Annotated in this window: 19 protein-coding genes; 15 read left to right on the top strand and 4 right to left on the bottom strand. The window is 68.2% G+C overall.

Going from position 1 to position 18,868, the window contains the following annotated elements:
- The first annotated feature begins 41 nt into the window (after positions 1-41).
- Complete coding sequence (locus ABD022_RS03155; RefSeq protein WP_343819999.1) at positions 42-428, top strand: ArsR/SmtB family transcription factor; 387 nt, start codon at positions 42-44, stop codon at positions 426-428.
- Positions 425-622, top strand: a complete 198-nt coding sequence (locus ABD022_RS03150; protein WP_323023716.1) for a YgaP family membrane protein — start codon at positions 425-427, stop codon at positions 620-622. The genes ABD022_RS03155 and ABD022_RS03150 overlap by 4 nt, the downstream gene beginning before the upstream one ends.
- Positions 623-676: 54 nt before the next feature.
- Here the strand turns inward: ABD022_RS03150 and nhaA are convergent, their stop codons facing one another.
- The 3 genes from nhaA to ABD022_RS03135 all read right to left on the bottom strand — a co-directional run bounded on the left by nhaA (position 677) and on the right by ABD022_RS03135 (position 3,070).
- Complete coding sequence (nhaA, locus tag ABD022_RS03145) at positions 677-2,020, bottom strand: Na+/H+ antiporter NhaA (protein WP_343819992.1); 1,344 nt, start codon at positions 2,018-2,020, stop codon at positions 677-679.
- Positions 2,021-2,131: 111 nt separating this feature from the next.
- Positions 2,132-2,731, bottom strand: a complete 600-nt coding sequence (locus ABD022_RS03140; RefSeq protein ID WP_343819990.1) for a recombinase family protein — start codon at positions 2,729-2,731, stop codon at positions 2,132-2,134.
- A 162-nt stretch (positions 2,732-2,893) separates the two neighbouring features.
- Positions 2,894-3,070: a hypothetical protein gene (locus tag ABD022_RS03135; protein ID WP_343819989.1), complete on the bottom strand. Its 177-nt coding sequence runs from the start codon at positions 3,068-3,070 to the stop codon at positions 2,894-2,896.
- On the opposite strand from ABD022_RS03135, the gene ABD022_RS03130 reads away from it, so the two are divergent.
- Positions 3,059-4,006: a hypothetical protein gene (locus ABD022_RS03130; protein WP_343819988.1), complete on the top strand. Its 948-nt coding sequence runs from the start codon at positions 3,059-3,061 to the stop codon at positions 4,004-4,006. The genes ABD022_RS03135 and ABD022_RS03130 overlap by 12 nt on opposite strands.
- 56 nt (positions 4,007-4,062) lie before the next feature.
- Here ABD022_RS03130 and ABD022_RS03125 read toward each other — a convergent pair whose 3' ends face one another.
- Positions 4,063-6,903 carry a valine--tRNA ligase gene (locus ABD022_RS03125; protein WP_343819986.1) on the bottom strand — a complete coding sequence of 947 codons (2,841 nt, stop codon included), beginning with the start codon at positions 6,901-6,903 and terminating at the stop codon, positions 4,063-4,065.
- 193 nt (positions 6,904-7,096) lie between these two features.
- Here ABD022_RS03125 and ndk point away from each other — a divergent pair, with 193 nt between their 5' ends.
- From ndk to hflK, 12 genes are all read left to right on the top strand, one after another.
- Positions 7,097-7,522: a nucleoside-diphosphate kinase gene (gene ndk / locus ABD022_RS03120; protein ID WP_343819985.1), complete on the top strand. Its 426-nt coding sequence runs from the start codon at positions 7,097-7,099 to the stop codon at positions 7,520-7,522.
- 51 nt (positions 7,523-7,573) lie between these two features.
- The gene (gene rlmN, locus ABD022_RS03115; RefSeq protein ID WP_325124146.1) at positions 7,574-8,725 is read left to right on the top strand and encodes a dual-specificity RNA methyltransferase RlmN; all 1,152 of its coding nucleotides are present in this window, start codon (positions 7,574-7,576) and stop codon (positions 8,723-8,725) included.
- On the top strand, positions 8,722-9,225 hold the full coding sequence (locus ABD022_RS03110; RefSeq protein ID WP_325124147.1) for a helix-turn-helix domain-containing protein: 504 nt from the start codon (positions 8,722-8,724) through the stop codon (positions 9,223-9,225). The genes rlmN and ABD022_RS03110 overlap by 4 nt, the downstream gene beginning before the upstream one ends.
- Positions 9,222-10,532, top strand: coding sequence for a flavodoxin-dependent (E)-4-hydroxy-3-methylbut-2-enyl-diphosphate synthase (gene ispG / locus ABD022_RS03105; RefSeq protein ID WP_325124148.1), 1,311 nt, complete (start codon positions 9,222-9,224; stop codon positions 10,530-10,532). The genes ABD022_RS03110 and ispG overlap by 4 nt, the downstream gene beginning before the upstream one ends.
- A gap of 4 nt (positions 10,533-10,536) precedes the next feature.
- Complete coding sequence (gene hisS / locus ABD022_RS03100) at positions 10,537-11,820, top strand: histidine--tRNA ligase (protein WP_325124149.1); 1,284 nt, start codon at positions 10,537-10,539, stop codon at positions 11,818-11,820.
- Positions 11,821-11,828: 8 nt separating this feature from the next.
- Positions 11,829-12,467: a YfgM family protein gene (locus ABD022_RS03095; protein ID WP_325124150.1), complete on the top strand. Its 639-nt coding sequence runs from the start codon at positions 11,829-11,831 to the stop codon at positions 12,465-12,467.
- Positions 12,468-12,473: 6 nt separating this feature from the next.
- Positions 12,474-13,625: an outer membrane protein assembly factor BamB gene (gene bamB / locus ABD022_RS03090; protein WP_325124151.1), complete on the top strand. Its 1,152-nt coding sequence runs from the start codon at positions 12,474-12,476 to the stop codon at positions 13,623-13,625.
- Positions 13,618-14,997 (top strand): ribosome biogenesis GTPase Der, encoded by a 1,380-nt coding sequence (gene der / locus ABD022_RS03085; RefSeq protein WP_325124152.1) that lies wholly within the window; start codon positions 13,618-13,620, stop codon positions 14,995-14,997. Before bamB ends, der begins: the two co-directional genes overlap by 8 nt.
- Complete coding sequence (hisC, locus tag ABD022_RS03080; protein ID WP_325124153.1) at positions 14,994-16,070, top strand: histidinol-phosphate transaminase; 1,077 nt, start codon at positions 14,994-14,996, stop codon at positions 16,068-16,070. Before der ends, hisC begins: the two co-directional genes overlap by 4 nt.
- Before the next feature lie 85 nt (positions 16,071-16,155).
- A complete protein-coding gene (gene hfq / locus ABD022_RS03075; protein WP_043681925.1) occupies positions 16,156-16,392 on the top strand; it encodes an RNA chaperone Hfq in 237 nt (78 codons plus the stop codon).
- Between the two features lie 90 nt (positions 16,393-16,482).
- On the top strand, positions 16,483-17,589 hold the full coding sequence (gene hflX, locus ABD022_RS03070) for a GTPase HflX (protein ID WP_325124154.1): 1,107 nt from the start codon (positions 16,483-16,485) through the stop codon (positions 17,587-17,589).
- The gene (hflK, locus tag ABD022_RS03065) at positions 17,558-18,865 is read left to right on the top strand and encodes an FtsH protease activity modulator HflK (RefSeq protein ID WP_325124155.1); all 1,308 of its coding nucleotides are present in this window, start codon (positions 17,558-17,560) and stop codon (positions 18,863-18,865) included. The genes hflX and hflK overlap by 32 nt, the downstream gene beginning before the upstream one ends.
- The last annotated feature ends 3 nt before the right edge of the window (positions 18,866-18,868 follow it).

Here is an 18,868-nt window from a genome sequence, read left to right as displayed (position 1 = left end):
ATACACTCATGGTTCGTCCGTCATTCTGTGAGTTTTCAGGAATGGGACATCTGCCCCCCGAAGTGCTCGAGCCGGTCGCGGCCTATTTCCGGGCGCTGTCCGAACCGACCCGGCTGCACATCCTGAGCCTGCTGCGCCAGGGCGAATACAACGTGGGCGACCTGGCGCTGGAATGCGACTACACGGCGGCGAACATTTCCCGCCACTTGTCCGTGCTGAAGAAGCACGGGCTGGTCGCGCGCGAGGCCCGCGGCAACAGCGTCTACTACCGGATCGCCGATCCCTCGGTCAATGCCCTGTGCGATCTCGTCTGCGGCAGCATCCTGCGGCAGATCGAGCAGTCGGCCGCGCAGCGGGCGGCCTTCGCCGCGCTGCGCGAAGACCTGCCCGACCCCCTCCCCGACTTTTCTCGAAAGGAGTCCTCATGAAAGTCAATATCGGCACGATCGACCGCATCCTGCGCCTGGTCCTCGGCCTCGTCCTCATCGTGCTGGCCGCCAACGGCACCATCGGCTGGTGGGGCTGGCTGGGCCTGGTGGCGGTGGCCACGGCCCTGTTCCGCTTCTGCCCGCTGTACATGCTGCTGGGCGTCAACACCTGCCCGCTGAAATCCCGGAATTGATCGTTCCGGCCGGTCGCGGCCTCCCGCTCCTTGAGACGGGGACCGCGTACCGGGTCAGGCGCGCCGCCGGATCAGCACCGATCCCCAGGCCAGCCCCAGGATCGCGGCCGTCAGCGAACCCAGCAGCACGCCCAGCTTCGCGGCGGCCAGCAGGCCTTCGTCGGCGAAGGCCAGCATGGCGATGAAAATCGACATCGTGAAGCCGATCCCCGCCAGCAAGCCGATCAGGCACACGCCGCCCCAGGTCACCCCGGGCGGCAGACGGCACCAGCCCAGGCGGACCACCAGCCAGCTTGCACCGATCACGCCGGCCGCCTTGCCGGCCACCAGCGCCACGGCCACGCCGGCCATCACCCATTGCGGACCCGGCAGGGACAGGTCCACGCCGTCGAGGGTGACTCCGGCATTGGCCAGCGCGAACAGCGGCATGATCCCGAAGGCCACCCAGGGGTGCAGCGCCGCCTGCACCCGCACGACCGGCGGCCGCATTTCACGCTGGGCCAGGCGCAGCTGCCGGAGCGGTCCGGCCAGTTGGCCGACGTCCGGGGCCGTCCCTGCATTCCGGCCGAGCAGGTCGCCGATCGAGCGCGACAGCGCATCCAGCGGCTGTTCGCGCATGGGGATCGAGCGCACCGGCGTCATCAGGCCCAGGACCACGCCGGCCAGGGTGGGGTGGGCGCCGGTGATCAGCAGGCCGCTCCAGACGACCGCGCCCGGGATCACGTAGGCCAGGGCCGAGCCGGCGCCGATGCGCTGCAGGCCGACGACCATCAGGATGCCCAGGATCGCCACCAGGAAGCCGCCGTACTGCAGCCCGCCGGAATAGAAGAAAGCGATGATCAGCACCGCGGCGATGTCGTCGATGATGGCCAGCGCCAGCAGGAACACGCGGACGTTGCCCGGGATCGAGCGGCCCAGCAAGGCCAGCACCCCGACGGCGAAGGCGATGTCGGTGGCGGTCGGGACCGCCCAGCCCTGGAGGCTGGCGGGATCGGTGTTGAGCGCGGTATAGATGAGCGCCGGGACGGCCACGCCTCCGAGGGCCGCGGCCAGGGGCAGGCCCGCCTGGCGCAGGCTGCTGAGCGCGCCTTCGTGGATCTCGCGCCGGATTTCCATGCCGACGACCAGGAAGAACACCGTCATCAGGGCGTCGTTGATCCAGAAATGCAGGGATTGCGAAAAGACGAAGTCCCCCAGTCCGATGGACAGGGGCGCGTGCCAGATCGCATGGTAGCTGGGGGCCAGCGGGGAATTGGCCCAGATCAGGGCGCCGGCGGCCGCCAGCAGGAGGATGGCGCCGCTGACGGCCTCGATGTGGAGAAAGCGTTCGAGCGTGGCGAAGGCGCGCTCGGCGAGCAGCTGGGCACGCGGGATCTCGTGCGACGGGGTCCGGGACATGGTCGTGGGTTTCCTGCGTGGCGGCCCGACCAGCGCGTTGTCCTGTCCCGCCGCACGATGCGGCTAACACCCGGAACCCGTGATTCTACAGGATCCGGAGGAGAGCCCATCTCACCCCTCGGGCAAGGGGGCGGCCGCGTCCAGCAGCCGTTTCAGCGTGCGCGGGCTGACCCCGTAATGGGCCGCGACCTGCGCGGGCGGATGGCCCGCGTCGATCATGGCCCGGGCCTGCAGGCACTGCGGGGGGCTCAGGGAAGGGGGGCGCCCCAGGCGGATCCCGCGGGCCCGGGCGGCGGCCATGCCGGCGCGGGTGCGTTCGCCGATCAACGCGCGTTCGAACTCGGCCAGGGCGGCCATCATGTGGAACACCAGCTTGCCGCCGGGGGAGTCGATGTCGATCTGTTCGCACAGCGAGCAGAAGCGCACGCCGCGGCGCCCGAGCTGTTCGAGCAGGGAAATCAGGCCGCCGAGCGAGCGTCCCAGCCGGTCCAGGCGCCAGACGATCAGCTTGTCGCCCCTGACCAGGGATTGCAGCAGGCGTCCCAGGCCCTCGCGCCGCATCGTGGCGCCGGAGACGCCGTGATCCTGGTAGATCGTCTTGCAGCCGGCCTCGCGCAATGCCTGCAGCTGCAGGCCCAGGTGCTGTTCGTCGGTCGAGACCCGGGCGTAGCCCACGAGCCTGCCTTCGGGGGTGGAGGAAGAGGTTTTCATGTCGCGACCTATTGCTCGGCGGGATAGGGCGCCCCGGTGGAACTGGGCAGGGATGATCTCCCACCCGATGATTTGGCATCCACGGATAAAAAATTTAATGTTTCTAATTAAATAATTCAAACACTTGTCTGTTGATGTTTATAGCGTTTGCGCATTGAAAGATCAGCGAATATTGGGGTTTTGGTTTGACAATAAAGGAACCTTTCCGGCCTTCCGGAAAAGGGCGCTTCCGGTCCGCGGCCGGTCCATTCCGATGATCCGGGAGGCGCCGGTCCGCGGGCCGCGATCCGGATCGCCCATCTGCTCGAGATCGCCGCCCTGCAGGGCGTGTCCAGTCATGCGGGCATCCTGCGCCGGCTGGGCGCGCGTCTGGCCTGCCGCGGCATACCCGGCGAAGCGATCGATCTGAATGGGCAGTCGCTCGAACTCGACCTGGCGAGGGCCTGGCCCTTCAGCGGCGCCGCCACGCCCCGGCGGGTGGATCAGTTCTGGCGCGGCCTGCGAGCGGACCTGGACCGCGACCCCGTCGAATGCGGCGCCTTGCGGTTCTATCCTTCGGTCCACATGGATCTGTGGGGGCTGGGCCCGGGACTGGATCTGCGGGACGAGGCGCCGCCAGCCGCCGGCGCCTACGCGGGGCTCGCGCATCAGCGCCTGGGAACAGACCTGAGACTGGCCGCGCAGTGGTTGGACGACCTGCGCGGCGACCGCCTGGCGCTGGCCTTCCGGCCTGTGCGCCGCGCCGTCCCGGCAGGCTCCGGAGGCGTGGACGGCCACCCGCCGGCACGCCGTCCGGGGTCCCGTCTGGACTATTTCCTGGCCCTGCCGCGGCGCCTGGCCGACCCGGACGCCCCGGCCGCCGAGGCGTTCCAGGCGCTGGAACGGCTGGGGCTGATCCGGCGGCTGGACTGGAGCGTGCTCTGGACGCTGATCAGCCTGCTGGAGATCGATCCGGCCCGCCGGGTAGGGTGCGCCCTTTCGGCCGCGACGTTCCGGCTCGACGCCTATTGGCGCGAACTGTCGAGCTACCTGGGCGGGCGTCCGTCACTGGCGCAGCGCTTGTCCATCGAACTGCCCGGGCCCAGAGCCCATGCGCAGGCGGGGCCGGCCGACGCATTGGCGCGCGAATTGGAAGCCCTGGGCGTGTCCGTGCTGGTCCGCGACGCGCCGGACGCCGGTGCGCGCGGTCCGGGGACGGCCGAATTGCTGCCGGCCTGGTGCGGACCGGTGCCGTGCCTCGTCTCAGATCGGGCTTCCGAGTACGGCGGCGTCTGAGCATCGAGGTCGCCGACCGGGATCCGGGGCGCGGATCCGGCCGGCGGTGTCCGTCTTCAGTTCCCCAGCCGCGCCCGCTGCGCCCGGACCCGTTCCAGGGTCTCGCCGAACTGGGCCAGGCGGGCCTTTTCCTGTTCGACCACCGCCGCCGGGGCGCGCTCGACGAAGCTGGCGTTCGACAGCTTGCCGGAGGCCTTGGCGATTTCCCTGTCCAGGCGGTCGATTTCCTTGTCCAGGCGGGCACGCTCGGCGTCCAGGTCGATCTCCACGTGCAGCATCAGCTGCGTGGTGCCGACCACCTGGACGGGCGCGCCCACGTCCGGCAGATGCTCCACGGCCTGGACGCTTTCCAGGCGCGCCAGCGCCACCAGGTAGGGCGCCAGTTCGTCCAGCCCGGCCTCGGCGCCCTGGACCAGCAGCGGCACGCGCTGGCCCGGCGCCAGGCCCATTTCCCCGCGCAGGGCGCGGATCGCGTCGGTCAGCGATTTCAGCGCGGTCATGCGCCCGGCGGCGTCCGCGTCGCGCAGGTCGTCGCGGGCGGCCGGCCAGGGCTGGACGCTGATGCTGGCGGGCGTGTCCACTGCGCGAACGCCGGCCGCCACCGATACCTTCTGCCAGAGTTCCTCGGTGATGAAGGGCATGATCGGATGGACCAGGCGCAGCAGGGTTTCCAGCACGTGGATCAGGGTGCGGCGCGTGGCGGCCTGCTGCACGGCATCGCCCGTCTGCAGGCGCACCTTGGCCAGTTCCACGTACCAGTCGCAGTATTCGTCCCAGATGAAGTGGTACAGGCGGTCGGCGATCTGGTCGAAGCGGTATTGGGCGAAGCCGGCGTCGACTTCGTCGATCAGCCGCTGCAGGCCGTCGATGATCCAGCGGTCGGCAAAGGACAGGTCGCCCGGGCGGGCCTGGCCCAGTTCGTGGCCTTCGACGTTCATCAGCACGAAGCGCGTGGCGTTCCAGAGCTTGTTGCAGAAGTTGCGGTAGCCTTCGCAGCGCTTCAGGTCGAAGTTGATGTTGCGCCCCAGCGTGGCGTAGGCCGCCATGGTGAAGCGCAGCGCATCGGCGCCGTAGGCCGGGATGCCGTCCGGGTAATCCTTGCGGGTGCGCTTGCGGATCGCGTCGGCCTGCTTGGGGTTCATCAGCCCCGAGGTGCGCTTGGCGATCAGCGGGTCCAGGTCGATGCCGTCGATCAGGTCCACCGGGTCGATGGTATTGCCCTTGGACTTGGACATCTTCTTGCCTTCCATGTCGCAGACCAGGCCGTGGACGTAGACCGTGCGGAATGGCACCTGGCCGGTGTGGTGCATGCTCATCATGATCATGCGGGCCACCCAGAAGAAGATGATGTCGAAGCCCGTGACCAGCACGCCGGACGGCAGGTAGCGTTCCAGGTCGGGCGTTTGGTCGGGCCAGCCCAGGTCGGTGAAGGGCACCAGGGCGGACGAGAACCAGGTATCGAGCACGTCGGGATCGCGCACGAGCGGGCCTTCCACGCCGGCCGCACGGGCCTGGCGTTCGGCGTCTTCGGCCGAGCGGGCGACGAAGATGCGGCCGTCGGGCGCGTGCCAGGCGGGGATCTGGTGGCCCCACCACAGCTGGCGCGAAATGCACCAGTCCTGGATCTTTTCCAGCCACTGGTTGTAGGTGACGGTCCAGTTTTCCGGAACGAACTTCACGCGGCCGTCGGCCACCACGTCCAGGGCCACCTGGGTGATGCTCTGGCCGGGATGCAGGCTGCCCTCGGGCGCCGGCTTGCTCATCGCCACGAACCACTGGTCGGTGAGCATGGGTTCGATCACGCTGTTGGTGCGGTCGCCGCGCGGCACCATGAGTTTGTGGGCGCGCACCTGCCGCAGCAGACCCTGGGATTCCAGGTCGGCGACGACGCGCTCGCGGGCCTCGAAGCGGTCCAGGCCACGGTAGGCCTCGGGGGCCTGGTCGCTGATCTTCGCATCCAGCGTCAGCACGCTGATCATGTCCAGGCCGTGGCGCTGGCCGACGGCGTAGTCGTTGAAGTCGTGCGCGGGGGTGACCTTGACCACGCCCGTGCCGAATTCGCGGTCCACGTAGTCGTCGGCGATGACGGGAATCTTGCGCCCGACCAGGGGCAGGACGACGCTGCGGCCGATCAGGTGGGCGTAGCGTTCGTCCTCGGGATGCACCATCACGGCGACGTCGCCCAGCATGGTTTCCGGGCGGGTGGTGGCGACCACCAGATGGGTCAGCCCGTCCACGGGCTCGGCCAGCGGATAGCGGATTTCCCACATGTGGCCGTCCTCTTCCGTGCTGACGACCTCCAGGTCGGACACCGCCGTGCCCAGTACCGGGTCCCAGTTCACCAGGCGCTTGCCGCGGTAGATCAGGCCCTGTTCGTACAGGCGCACGAAGACCTCCACCACGCCGCGCGACAGGCGCTCGTCCATGGTGAAGTATTCGCGCGACCAATCGCAGGACGAACCCAGGCGGCGGAACTGGCCGGTGATGGTGCTGCCGGACTGTTCCTTCCAGGCCCAGACGCGTTCCAGGAATTTTTCCCGTCCCAGGTCGTGGCGCGACACGCCCTGGGCGTCGAGCTGGCGTTCCACCACGATCTGGGTGGCGATCCCGGCATGGTCCGTGCCGGGGATGAAGGCCGTGTCGTCGCCGCGCATGCGGCGATAGCGGATCAGACCGTCCATGACGGTCTGATTGAAAGCGTGCCCCATGTGCAGGGTGCCGGTCACGTTGGGCGGCGGAAACTGGATGGCGAAGGCTTCCGGGGCGCGGCCTGCGGCGGGCTCGGTATGCTGGCCCGCGGCGAACAGACCGCGGCGATTCCATTCTTCATACCAGCGGGACTCGATATCCTTGGGTTCGAAACTTTTGGGCAGGGACGGGGAGGCGGGATCGCTCATGGGTTTTTCTTGGCAGGGGGCCGGCGACGAAAAAACGATCATTTTAGGCGCATGGCGAGAAAACCGCCCATGGTAAAATGCGCGGTTGACCACAAGACCCGATCACCGGCCCGATCCGTCGGGGCGGCCGCGGCGGTGTCATTCCACATTTTCACCGGAAAACCCTGTTTTCCATTCCCTACCGGAAACTTTCATGGCTATTGAACGCACCCTTTCCATCATCAAGCCCGACGCCGTCGCCAAGAACGCCATCGGCGAGATCGTCTCCCGTTTCGAAAAGGCCGGCCTGACCGTGGTGGCCGCCCAGCTGCGCCAGCTCTCCCGCGGCGAAGCCGAACGCTTCTACGCCGTGCACAAGGAACGCCCCTTCTTCAAGGACCTGGTCGACTTCATGGTCTCGGGCCCGGTGTTCGTCCAGGTGCTGGAAGGTGAATCCGCCATCTCGAAGAACCGCGACCTGATGGGCGCGACCGATCCCAAGAAGGCCGCGCCGGGCACGATCCGCGCCGATTTCGCCGAGAGCATCGACGCCAATGCGGTGCACGGCTCCGATGCCCCGGAAACGGCGGCCGCCGAAATCGCCTTCTTCTTCCCCGAAAGCAACATCCACAGCCGCTGATTGCGGCACGAGTCCCGGCCGTGGCCGGGACTCCATGCAGAAAATACGCACATGTCCGGCGCCGAAACCACCAACATCCTGGGTCTGGACCCGGCCTCCCTCGAATCGCTCGTGGCGCAGTGGGGCGGCAAGCCCTTCCGTGCGCGCCAGCTGTCGCAGTGGGTGCACCAGCGCGGCGTCGACCGGTTCCAGGACATGAGCGACCTGGCCAAGGATTTCCGCGCCCGCCTGGAAGCGCATTGCGTCGTGCAGGCGCCCCCCCTGAACCTGGAAAAACGCTCCGCCGACGGCACCCGCAAGTGGCTGTTCGACATGGGCCTGGGCAATGCCATCGAGACCGTCTTCATTCCCGAAGACGACCGCGGCACGCTGTGCATTTCCAGCCAGGCCGGCTGCACCGTGGCCTGCCCGTTCTGCTCCACGGGCTACCAGGGCTTCAGCCGCAACCTGACCACCGCCGAGATCGTCGGCCAGCTCTGGTACGCGAACCGCGCCCTGCGCGCCGACCCGGCGGCCGCGCGGCTGGGCGCCCCGGCGGACGAAACCCACCGGGCCGTCAGCAACGTGGTCATGATGGGCATGGGCGAGCCCCTGCTGAACTACGACCAGGTGCTGGGCGCCCTGCGCCTGATGCTGGACGATCATGCCTACGGCCTGTCGCGCCGCCGCGTGACCGTGTCCACGTCCGGTGTGGTTCCCATGATGGACCGCCTGGCGCGCGACTGTCCGGTGGCGCTGGCGGTGTCGCTGCATGCGCCCAACGACGAACTGCGCGACCGGCTGGTGCCGCTGAACCGCAAGCACCCGCTCGATGAACTGCTGGACGCCTGCAACCGCTACCTGGAGCATGCGCCGCGCGACTTCATCACCTTCGAATATATTATGCTCGACGGGGTGAACGACGCCGACGAGCATGCACGCCAGCTGATCGAGGTGGCGAAACGCGTGCGCTGCAAGTTCAACCTGATTCCCTTCAATCCCTTTCCGCAGTCCGGCCTGCGGCGTTCCCCGGCGGCGCGCATCCGCCTGTTCTCCCAGCAACTGATCGACGCAGGGCTGGTGGTGACGGTCCGCAAGACGCGCGGCGACGACATCGACGCCGCCTGCGGCCAGCTGGCGGGGGAAGTCCGCGACCGGACGCGCATTACAGAACGGTTGCCCGACCGGGCCAAGATCGTCATACGCAAAAAGGAGCATGGATGAGCGAAACCTCCCCTCTGGGGCTGCGGCGCCAGGATGCGGTTCAGGATCAGGATGCGCTGTCGCTGGGTGATGCGCTGAGGGCCATGCGCGAGACGCGCGGCCTGTCGTTGTCCGAAGTCTCCGCACGCATCAAGTATTCCTCGGTGCAGCTGGGCTACCTGGAAGCCTGCGACTGGTCGCGGCTGCCAGAAGGCGTGCCCCTGCGCGGGCTGGTGCGCAACTATGCGCGCTTCCTGGAAACCGACGTGGATGCCGCCCTGAAGCTGCTCGACGAGGCGGTCGGGCCGACCCGGCCCAGGCCCGCCGTGACGGCCCTGGGCGCGCGGCGCGCCCTGCAGCAGGCCGACATGACGCCCAAGGGCGAGCCGGCGCATCGCACCTGGGCCTGGCTGTTGCTGATCCTGCTGCTGTTCTGCGTGATCGGCGTGTATGCGGTCAACCGCGGCTGGGTGCCCGACGAATGGCTGGTGTTCGATTGGCTGAGGGCCTTGCGTCAATGACCGTTCCTTCCGTGAATCCCGAGCCGGCCGCCGCTCCCCGGCGGCCAACCCGCGCCGTCGCCGTGCGCTGGGGCGGCCACACGGTCCAGGTGGGCGGCGCCGCGCCGGTCGTGGTGCAGTCCATGACCAATACCGACACGGCCGATCCCCGGGCCACCGCGCAGCAGGTGCGCGAGCTCTGGCGGGCCGGTTCGGAACTGGTGCGTGTCACCGTCAACACCCCCGAGGCCGCCGCCCAGGTCGCCGCCCTGCGCGACGAACTCGACCGCATGAACGTGCCGGTACCCCTGGTGGGCGACTTCCACTACAACGGCCACAAGCTGCTGACCCAGTTTCCGGATTGCGCGCAGGCGCTGTCCAAGTACCGCATCAATCCCGGCAACATGGGCGGCGGCAAGCGCCGCGACGACAATTTCGCGCAGATGATCGAGGTCGCCTGCCGCCACGACAAGCCGATCCGCATCGGTGTGAACTGGGGCAGCCTGGATCACGAACTGCTGGCGCGGATGATGGACGAGAACGCCGCCCGGCCCGTGCCCTGGTCGGCCAATGCCGTGATGCGCGAAGCCCTGGTGGTCTCGGCCATCAGCAATGCCGAGCGCGCCCAGGAACTGGGCCTGCGGGGCGATGCCATCGTGCTGTCCTGCAAGGTCAGCCATGTCCAGGACCTGATCGCCGTCTACCGCGATTTGTCGCGCCGCTGCGACTATCCCCTGCACCTGGGCCTGACCGAGGCCGGGATGGGCTCCAAGGGCATCGTCGCCTCCACGGCGGCCCTGGCGGTCCTGCTCCAGGAAGGCATCGGCGACACGATCCGCATCTCGCTCACCCCCGAGCCCGGCGGCGATCGCAGCCGCGAAGTCGTCGTCGCCCAGGAAATCCTGCAGACCATGGGCCTGCGGGCCTTCACCCCGATGGTCGTGGCCTGTCCGGGCTGCGGGCGTACCAGCAGCACGGTGTTCCAGGAACTGGCGGCCAGCATCCAGGCCTACCTGCGTGCCCAGATGCCGGTCTGGAAGACCCGTTACCCGGGTGTTGAGAACATGCACGTCGCCGTCATGGGCTGCGTCGTCAATGGGCCGGGCGAGAGCCGCCATGCGGACATCGGCATCAGCCTGCCGGGCACGGGCGAAGTGCCGTCCGCGCCGGTGTACGTGGATGGCGAGCGCACCGTGACACTCAAGGGCGATCATATCGCCGAGGAATTCCAGGCCATCGTCGAGAACTACGTGGCCCGGCGCTATGGGCAGGAGCAGGGCGCCGAGCCCCCGCGCCGCCCGGGCGTCGTGGCGCGCCACACAAACTGAATCCATGTCCGAATTCAAGAAAGTCGCCGGCCTGACCGGCATGAAGGATGCCTTGCCGCCGGAAACGGCGCGTTGGGAACGGCTCGAGTCCATCGTGCGCGACTGGCTGGCCAGCTACGGCTACCAGAACCTGCGCACGCCGGTGCTGGAACACACGCGCCTGTTCGCGCGCGGCATCGGCGAAGTCACCGACATCGTCGAGAAAGAAATGTATTCTTTCGTCGACCCCCTGAACGACGAGCGCCTGACGATGCGGCCCGAGTTCACCGCCGGCATCGTCCGCTCGGTGATCGAGCATAATTTCCTCTACGACCGGCCGCGCCGCGTCTATGCGATGGGGCCGGTGTTCCGGCACGAGCGCCCGCAGCGCGGCCGCTATCGCCAGTTCCACCAGATCGACGTCGAAGCCCTGGGGTTCCCCGGCCCCGACGTGGACGCGGAGCTGATCGTGATGCTGGCGCGCCTGTGGCGCCTGCTGGGCCTGCAGGACATCCGCCTGGAACTCAATTCCCTGGGCCAGGCCGAAGAGCGCGCCGCCCACCGTGCGGCCCTGGTGGCCCACCTCGAGAAACATGCCGACGTGCTCGACGAGGAAGCGCGCCGCCGCATGTACAGCAACCCGTTGCGCGTGCTGGACACCAAGAATCCGGCCATGCAGGACATGGCCAACGCCGCCCCGCGCCTGTTTGATTTCCTGGGGGAAGAATCCCTGGCGCACTATCGGGGCTTGTGCGACCGGCTCGACGACGCCGGAATTTCCCATACGCTCAATCCGCGCCTGGTGCGCGGGCTGGATTATTACAACCTGACGGTGTTCGAATGGGTCACGGACCGCCTGGGCGCCCAGGGCACGGTCTGCGGCGGCGGACGCTATGACGGCCTGATCGAGCTGCTGGGCGGCAAGCCGGCGCCGGCGGTGGGCTTCGCCATCGGCATGGAACGTCTGCTCGATCTCTGGCAGCAGGACGCGCCCGACCAGGATCCGGCCGAGTGCCAGGTCTACCTGGTTCACCAGGGCGAAGCCGCCCAGCGCCGCGCAGCGCAGCTCGCCGAGTCCCTGCGCGACGCCGGGCTGCGGGCACTTGTCCATGCCGGTTCGACTGGGTTTAAATCACAGTTCCGCCGGGCCGACGCCAGCGGCGCAGTGGCCGCCGTCGTCATCGGCGGAGACGAACTGGCCTCCGGCCAGGCTACGGTGAAATGGCTGCGCACCGGCGCGGCCGGCGACGGACAGCAGGAATCGGTCGCCTTCGACCGGCTGGCCGAGCAACTCCAACAAAGGATCTGAACACAGGCATGGCATACGATCTCGAAGAACAGGAAAAAATCGACGCGCTGAAGGCCTGGTGGGAACGCTACGGCACGCTCACCATGGCCCTGGTCTTCGCCGTGCTGGCCGTGTTCGCCGGCTGGCGCGGCTGGCAGTGGTACCAATCGCATCAGGCCAATCAGGCCATGGGCTACTACGAGGCGCTCGAAGCCGCCGCGGCCCAGCCGGGCGATGATGCCGTGGCCCGCATCAAGGCAGCCAGCGCGGCCCTGCGCGACGATTACGCCGGTTCCGGCTATGCCGCGCGCGGCGTGCTGGTGGCGGCCTGGGCCCTGCAGCAGCGCAAGGACCTGGATGGCGCCCGCGAGCAGCTCGAATGGCTGGTGCGCGACGATACGGCCCCGGCGCTGCGCGCCGTGGCCCGCCTGCGCCTGGCCGGCGTGCTGCTGGCCCAGAAGCAATACGAACCCGCCCTGGCCCAGCTGCAGGGCACGCCGCCCGCCGGTTTCGCCAGCCTGTATGCCGACCGCCGCGGCGATATCCTGGCCGCCCAGGGCCAGAACGCCCAGGCTGTCCAGGCCTGGAAAGAGGCCCTGAAATCCCTGGGCGCAGACCCTGCGGCCCAGATCGTCCAGCTGAAAATCGATGCCCTGAACGGAGCCTGACCTCTCATGCGATCCACCTCCCGTCTGTTTCGTGCGGCGCTCGTCGGCCTGGTCGCCGCCGGGCTGTCCGGTTGCGGCCTGTTTTCCCATTCCGATGCCCGCTTCGACCCCGCGCCGCTGACCGACTACGCGCCCTCTCTGGCGGTGTCGGCGCGCTGGTCGGCCTCGATCGGCAGCGGGGGCGGCTATGGTTTCTCGCCCGAACTGGTGGGTGACACCCTGTATGCCGCGACGCCTTCCGGGGCCGTGGCGGCGGTGGATGCCTCCTCGGGTGCGTTGCGCTGGCGCATCGATGCCGGCCCGCTGTCCGCCGGGGCAGGCAGCGACGGAAGAGTGGTTGCCGTGGTCAGCCAGTCGGGCATGGTCATCGCCTACGACGCCCAGGGCAAGGAACTCTGGCGCAGCCAGGCCGCCAGCGCCGTCAACGTGCCGCCCACCGTGGGCAACGGCATTGTGGCCGTACGCACCACCGACTACCGAATCCAGGCCTTCGATGCGGCCTCCGGCAAGCTGCGCTGGAATGTCCAGCGCCCCGGGCCCGCGCTGGCGCTGCGCACCAGCATCCGCATGCTGTCGGTGCCCAACCTGCTGATCGCCGGCATGCCCAATGGCCGCCTGATGGTGATCGACGCAGCCTCCGGCGCCGTGCGCTGGGAAGGCACGGTCTCCACCTCGCGGGGTGCCTCCGATCTCGAACGCATCACCGACGTGGTCGGCGAACCCGTCGTCGCCGGCCCCCTGTTGTGCGGTGTCAGCTACCAGGGCCGCACGACCTGCTTCGACGTGTCCCAGGGCGGGCGCGCCGTCTGGTCCCAGGAAATCTCGTCCGCGACCGGCATGCACACCGATGGCCAGCGTCTCTATCTGGCCGATGCGCGCGATGTGGTTCACGCCCTCGACCTGAAGGATGGCCACGAGTTCTGGAAGCAGGGCGCGTTGCTCAACCGCCGCCTGGGTGCGCCCGCGCCGGCGGGTTCCGCCGTGGCCGTGGGCGACTACGAAGGCTACGTGCATTTCCTGTCGCGCGCCGACGGCACCCTGATGGCCCGGCTGCTGGTGGGCGGCGGGCCGGTCGTCTCCGCCCTGGTGTCCACTCCGCGCGGGGTGGTGGTCCAGACGGGCGATGGCAAGCTGATCCTGGTGGGCGTCGGTGGCTGATACTCGCTTCAAGCCGGTCGTGGCCCTGGTCGGGCGCACGAATGTCGGCAAATCGACCCTGTTCAACCGCCTGACGCGTTCGCGCGCGGCGCTGGTGGCGAACATCTCCGGGCTGACCCGCGACCGCCACTATGGCGAAGGGCGGGTGGGCGAATATCCTTACATCGTGGTCGACACCGGCGGTTTCGAGCCGGTCGCCACACGCGGCATCCTGGTCGAGATGGCCCGCCAGACGGCCCAGGCCATTGCCGAATCCGACGTGGTGATCTTCCTGGTGGATGGGCGCGAAGGCATCAACGCCCATGACCACGAGATCGCCCGCCTGCTGCGCAAATCCGGTCAGCGCGTGCTGCTGGCCGTGAACAAGGCCGAAGGCATGCGCCACCATGCCGACCTGGCCCAATTCCACGAACTGGGGCTGGGCGAGCCGCATCCGATCTCGGCAGCCCACGGCGACGGCGTGGCGGCCCTGGCCGACGAGGCGCTCGCCCCGCTGCTGGCCGAGCGTGCTGCGCAGGCCGGCGAGAGCCCCGAGGAAGCAAAAGACGGCGGCGAACCCGATCATCGCATCAAGCTCGCCATCGCCGGCCGGCCGAACGTCGGCAAGTCCACGTTGATCAACACCCTGGTGGGCGAGGACCGCGTCATCGCCTACGACCTGCCGGGAACCACGCGCGACGCCATCGAGATCGAATTCGAGCGTGGCGACCGTCGCTACACGCTGATCGACACCGCCGGCCTGCGCCGCCGGGGCAAGGTCTTCGAGACCGTGGAAAAGTTCTCGGTCATCAAGACGCTGCAGGCCATCGAGGCCGCCAACGTCGTGCTGCTGCTGATCGATGCGCGCGAAGGTATTTCCGACCAGGATGCCCACATCGCCGGTTTCATCACCGAGACAGGCCGCGCTCTGGTCGTGGGTCTGAACAAATGGGACGCGGTGGACCGCGAGCAGCGCGAATGGGTGCAGCGCGAGTACGACCGCAAGCTGCGTTTCCTGTCCTTCGCCCGCGTGCTGCACCTGTCGGCCCTGAAGGGGCAGGGTGTCGGCGCCGTGCTCAAGGCCGTGGACGCGGCCCATGCCGCCGCCTTCGCCAAGCTGTCCACCCCCAGGCTCACCCGTACCCTGCAGGCCGCCGTGGAGCAGCAGCCGCCACCGCGCAAGGGCATTTTCCGGCCGAAGATGCGCTACGCCCACCAGGGCGGCCAGAATCCGCCGCGCATCATCATCCACGGCAACGCCCTGGACGCGGTCCCGGATTCCTATCGCCGCTACCTCGAAGGCCAGTTCCGCGAAGCCTTCAAGCTCGCCGGCACGCCGCTGTCGGTGGAATTCAAATCTTCTCGCAATCCCTACCTGAAGGACGAGACGTGAGCACGCTCTGGAGCGATCACATCGCCAGCCTGGTTCCCTACGTGCCGGGCGAGCAGGCCCGCATCCCGAACCTGCTGAAGCTGAATACCAACGAGAATCCGTACGGGCCTTCGCCCAAGGCGATCGAGGCCATGCGCGCCGCCCTGTCCGACGACATGCGCCTGTATCCCGACTACCAGGCGCAGGGCCTGCGCGGCACGATTGCGCGCCGCTTCGGCCTGACGCCCGGGCAGGTGTTCCTGGGCAACGGCTCGGACGAGATCCTGGCCCATGTGTTCAACGCATTCTTCCTGCGCGGCGGACGGCCCTTGTGGCTGCCCGACGTGACCTACAGCTTCTACAAGACCTACTGCCGCCTGTACGACGTGCCGCACCGGCTGATTCCCCTCGACGAGGAATTCGTCCTGAGGGCCGGCGACTACACCCGGCCGGCCGATCCGGAACCCGCCGGCATCATCTTCGCCAATCCCAATGCACCCACCGGTCGCGCCCTGTCCCTGGACGAGATCGCGGCCATCGCACGGGCGCACCCCGACAGTGCCGTGGTGGTCGACGAGGCCTACGTGGATTTCGGCGCGGAATCGGCGGCCGCGCTGATCGGCGAATGCCCCAACATCCTGGTGATCCATACCTTGTCCAAGTCCCGCTCATTGGCGGGCCTGCGAGTGGGATACGCCCTGGGGCAGGCCGACCTGATCGCGGGCCTGACGCGGGTGAAGGACAGCTTCAATTCCTATCCCCTGGACCGCGTGGCCCTGGCCGGAGCCCAGGCGGCGATCGAAGACGAAGCCTGGTTCGACCGCACCCGGCGGGCCGTGATCGAAGCGCGCGAGCAACTGGCGCGCGACCTGGGCGACCTGGGGTTCGATGTCCTGCCTTCGCAGGCCAATTTCGTCTTCGCCCGGCATCCGGGCCGCGACGCGGCCGCGATCGCCGCCAGCCTGCGCGAGACCGGCATCCTGGTGCGGCATTTCCGCTCGCCGCGCATCGACCAGCACCTGCGCATCACCGTGGGCACGCCGGAACAATGCGCCCGCCTGTGCGCCGCGCTGCGCGCGCTGCCGCCGGCCTGAGCCGGCGCCGTCGCTGCAATGCATCAATATCGAAACGCATTAAAATAGATCCTCCACCATAACTTCAATAACCGGAGCCTCGGCCATGAGCAACAAAGGGCAAATTCTCCAAGACCCATTCCTGAACGCCTTGCGCAAGGACCACGTTCCAGTCTCGATCTACCTGGTCAACGGGATCAAGCTGCAAGGCCAGGTCGAGTCCTTCGATCAATACGTCGTGTTGCTGCGCAACACGGTCACCCAGATGGTCTACAAGCACGCCATTTCCACTGTCGTGCCTGCCCGTCCCGTTTCCTTCCAGGTGGACGACTCTGCCGAATAATTCGCCGCAGCCTCTCTTCCCGGCCCGCCGCGCGCCCTGCCGCGGCGGGCATTCGTTTTGTGGCCTGCGCCGCGTGACGGGCACGCTGCCATGAAGTCGCTCGTCATCAGCGTCGACCTGGGCGAACCCGACTACGCGGCCCATGCCGAGGAATTCCTGATGCTCGCGAGCGGGGCGGGCGCCGACATCGTCGAGGTGCTCACCGCCCGGCGCTCCCGGCCGGATGCCGCGGGCTTCATCGGTTCGGGCAAGATCGAGGAAGCCGCCGCCCTGGTCAAGGCCACCGGGGCAGAGGTGGTGCTGTTCGACCAGGCGCTCACGCCCGCCCAGCAGCGCAACCTGGAACGCCACTTCGAGGTTCGGGTCGTCGACCGGGTGGCCCTGATCCTAGACATCTTCGCCCTGCGCGCCAAGAGCCACGAGGGCAAGCTCCAGGTCGAGCTCGCCCAGCTGCAGCACCTGTCCACCCGGCTGACCCGGATGTGGACCCACCTGGAGCGCCAGCGCGGCGGGATCGGCGTGCGCGGCCCCGGCGAATCGCAGCTCGAGACCGACCGCCGCCTGATCGGCGTGCGCGTGCGCGCCCTGAAGGAACGCCTGGACCGCGTCCAGCGCCAGCGCCTGACCCAGCGCCGCGCGCGGGTGCGCGGCAAGACCCTGTCGGTCTCCCTGGTCGGCTACACCAACGCGGGCAAGTCCACCCTGTTCAATGCCCTGACCCGGGCCGACGCCTATGCGGCCGACCAGCTTTTCGCTACGCTGGACACCACGACCCGCCGTGTCTGGATCGAGGGCGCGGGGCAGGTCGTCGTATCCGATACCGTGGGTTTCATCCGGTCCCTGCCGCCGATGCTGATCGCGGCCTTCCGGGCGACGCTCGAAGAAACCGTCCACGCCGACTTGCTGCTGCACGTGATCGACGCCGCCAGCCCGCAGCGCGACGAGCAGGCCATGGCGGTCAACCAGGTCCTGCAGGACATCGAAGCCCACGAAATTCCGCAGATCCTGGTCTACAACAAAATCGACAGGGCGGGGTATGAACCCCGGGTCGAGCGAAACGAACATGGTACGATTGCGCGAGTCTTTGTCAGCGCCTTGCAGCGCAGCGGGCTGGACGGCTTGCGGCAGTCGATCGTTGAATTTGGTGGGGAGCCTACGGGAAACAATGCGTTTGATGAAACTGTTCAACCTGAATGATCCGGGCTGGGGGCGGGGCGGCCAGAACCAGGACGACGACTCCCGCGGCAAACCCGATCAGCCTTCCGGTCCCCCCGATCTGGACGAAGTCTGGCGCGACTTCAGCAAGCGGCTGAACGGCCTGTTCGGCCGCCGCGGCGGCGGACGCGGTCCCCGCATGCCCTCGGGTGGCGGCCTGCCGTCCCTGCCGGGCCCGTCGCCCCGTTTCGTGCTGCTGCTGGTCGTGGCGGCCATCCTGCTGTGGCTTGCCAGCGGTTTCATGATCGTCCAGGAAGGCCAGGTGGCCGTCGTCACCCGCTTCGGACAGTACGTCAAGACGCTCAACCCGGGCCTGCAGTGGCGCCTGCCGTATCCCATCGAAGCCTCCCAGCAGGTCAACATCGCCCAGCTGCGCACCTTCGAAGTCGGCTTCCGGGGCTCGTCGCGCAACAAGGTGCTGTCCGAATCGCTGATGCTCACCAACGACGAGAACATCGTCGACGTGCAGTTCGTGGTCCAATACCGGCTGCTGCCCGACGGTGCGCCGGCCTACCTGTTCAACACCAGCCAGCCCGATGAATCGGTGCGCCAGGCCGCCGAGACCGCCATGCGCGAGATCGTCGGCCGCAAGCCCATGGACTTCGTCCTGTATTCGGGCCGTACCGAAGTCGCGTCCGAAGTTCAGTCCCTGGCGCAGTCCATCCTGGATCGCTACAAGACCGGCATCCAGATTTCCACCGTGGCCATCCAGAACGTCCAGCCGCCCGAGCAGGTCCAGGCCGCGTTCGACGATGCCGTCAAGGCCGGCCAGGACCGCGAGCGGCAGATCAACGAAGGCAATGCCTATGCCAGCAGGGTCATCCCCGAGGCCGAAGGCCAGGCAGCCCGCATGATCCAGGAATCCGAGGGCTACAGCGCCCAGGTCATCGGCCAGGCCCAGGGCGACACCTCGCGCTTCGACAGCATCGCCGCCGAATACGCCAAGGCGCCCGGCGTCACCCGCGAGCGCCTGTACCTGGAAACCATGCAGGACATCCTGAGCGAAAGCGCCAAGGTCATGATCGATGCGCCGGTGGGCAACAACATGCTCTACCTGCCGCTCGACAAGATCATGGGCCAGGCCGCGCGCGCGGCCGGGGGTTCCTCGTCGTCGGGTTCGCGCGATGCCGGCGGGTCGGCATCGGCCGCGGCCGGAGCCGCGCAGGCTGCCCAGGGGCAATCCGGGTCCGGCCGCGCGTCGCAGCGCGGCGTGCCGTCCGGCCTCGACAGCCTGATGACCAGCCCGTATTCGAACTAGGAG

It is taken from the genome of Castellaniella daejeonensis (genome assembly GCF_039523555.1).
Taxonomy (GTDB): domain Bacteria; phylum Pseudomonadota; class Gammaproteobacteria; order Burkholderiales; family Burkholderiaceae_B; genus Castellaniella; species Castellaniella daejeonensis.
Note: the sequence above shows the minus strand (reverse complement) of the source record. Positions and strands in the feature narration are given on the sequence as shown.

Bases quoted from the DNA above. Each gene is read 5' to 3' on its own strand.
- ABD022_RS03155 (WP_343819999.1), top strand. From the start codon at position 42: ATGGGACATCTGCCCCCCGAAGTGCTCGAGCCGGTCGCGGCCTATTTC.
- ABD022_RS03150 (WP_323023716.1), top strand. From the start codon at position 425: ATGAAAGTCAATATCGGCACGATCGACCGCATCCTGCGCCTGGTCCTC.
- nhaA (WP_343819992.1), bottom strand. From the start codon at position 2,020: ATGTCCCGGACCCCGTCGCACGAGATCCCGCGTGCCCAGCTGCTCGCC.
- ABD022_RS03140 (WP_343819990.1), bottom strand. From the start codon at position 2,731: ATGAAAACCTCTTCCTCCACCCCCGAAGGCAGGCTCGTGGGCTACGCC.
- ABD022_RS03135 (WP_343819989.1), bottom strand. From the start codon at position 3,070: ATGACTGGACACGCCCTGCAGGGCGGCGATCTCGAGCAGATGGGCGAT.
- ABD022_RS03125 (WP_343819986.1), bottom strand. From the start codon at position 6,903: ATGAGCGATCCCGCCTCCCCGTCCCTGCCCAAAAGTTTCGAACCCAAG.
- ndk (WP_343819985.1), top strand. From the start codon at position 7,097: ATGGCTATTGAACGCACCCTTTCCATCATCAAGCCCGACGCCGTCGCC.
- rlmN (WP_325124146.1), top strand. From the start codon at position 7,574: ATGTCCGGCGCCGAAACCACCAACATCCTGGGTCTGGACCCGGCCTCC.
- ABD022_RS03110 (WP_325124147.1), top strand. From the start codon at position 8,722: ATGAGCGAAACCTCCCCTCTGGGGCTGCGGCGCCAGGATGCGGTTCAG.
- ispG (WP_325124148.1), top strand. From the start codon at position 9,222: ATGACCGTTCCTTCCGTGAATCCCGAGCCGGCCGCCGCTCCCCGGCGG.
- hisS (WP_325124149.1), top strand. From the start codon at position 10,537: ATGTCCGAATTCAAGAAAGTCGCCGGCCTGACCGGCATGAAGGATGCC.
- ABD022_RS03095 (WP_325124150.1), top strand. From the start codon at position 11,829: ATGGCATACGATCTCGAAGAACAGGAAAAAATCGACGCGCTGAAGGCC.
- bamB (WP_325124151.1), top strand. From the start codon at position 12,474: ATGCGATCCACCTCCCGTCTGTTTCGTGCGGCGCTCGTCGGCCTGGTC.
- hfq (WP_043681925.1), top strand. From the start codon at position 16,156: ATGAGCAACAAAGGGCAAATTCTCCAAGACCCATTCCTGAACGCCTTG.
- hflX (WP_325124154.1), top strand. From the start codon at position 16,483: ATGAAGTCGCTCGTCATCAGCGTCGACCTGGGCGAACCCGACTACGCG.
- hflK (WP_325124155.1), top strand. From the start codon at position 17,558: ATGCGTTTGATGAAACTGTTCAACCTGAATGATCCGGGCTGGGGGCGG.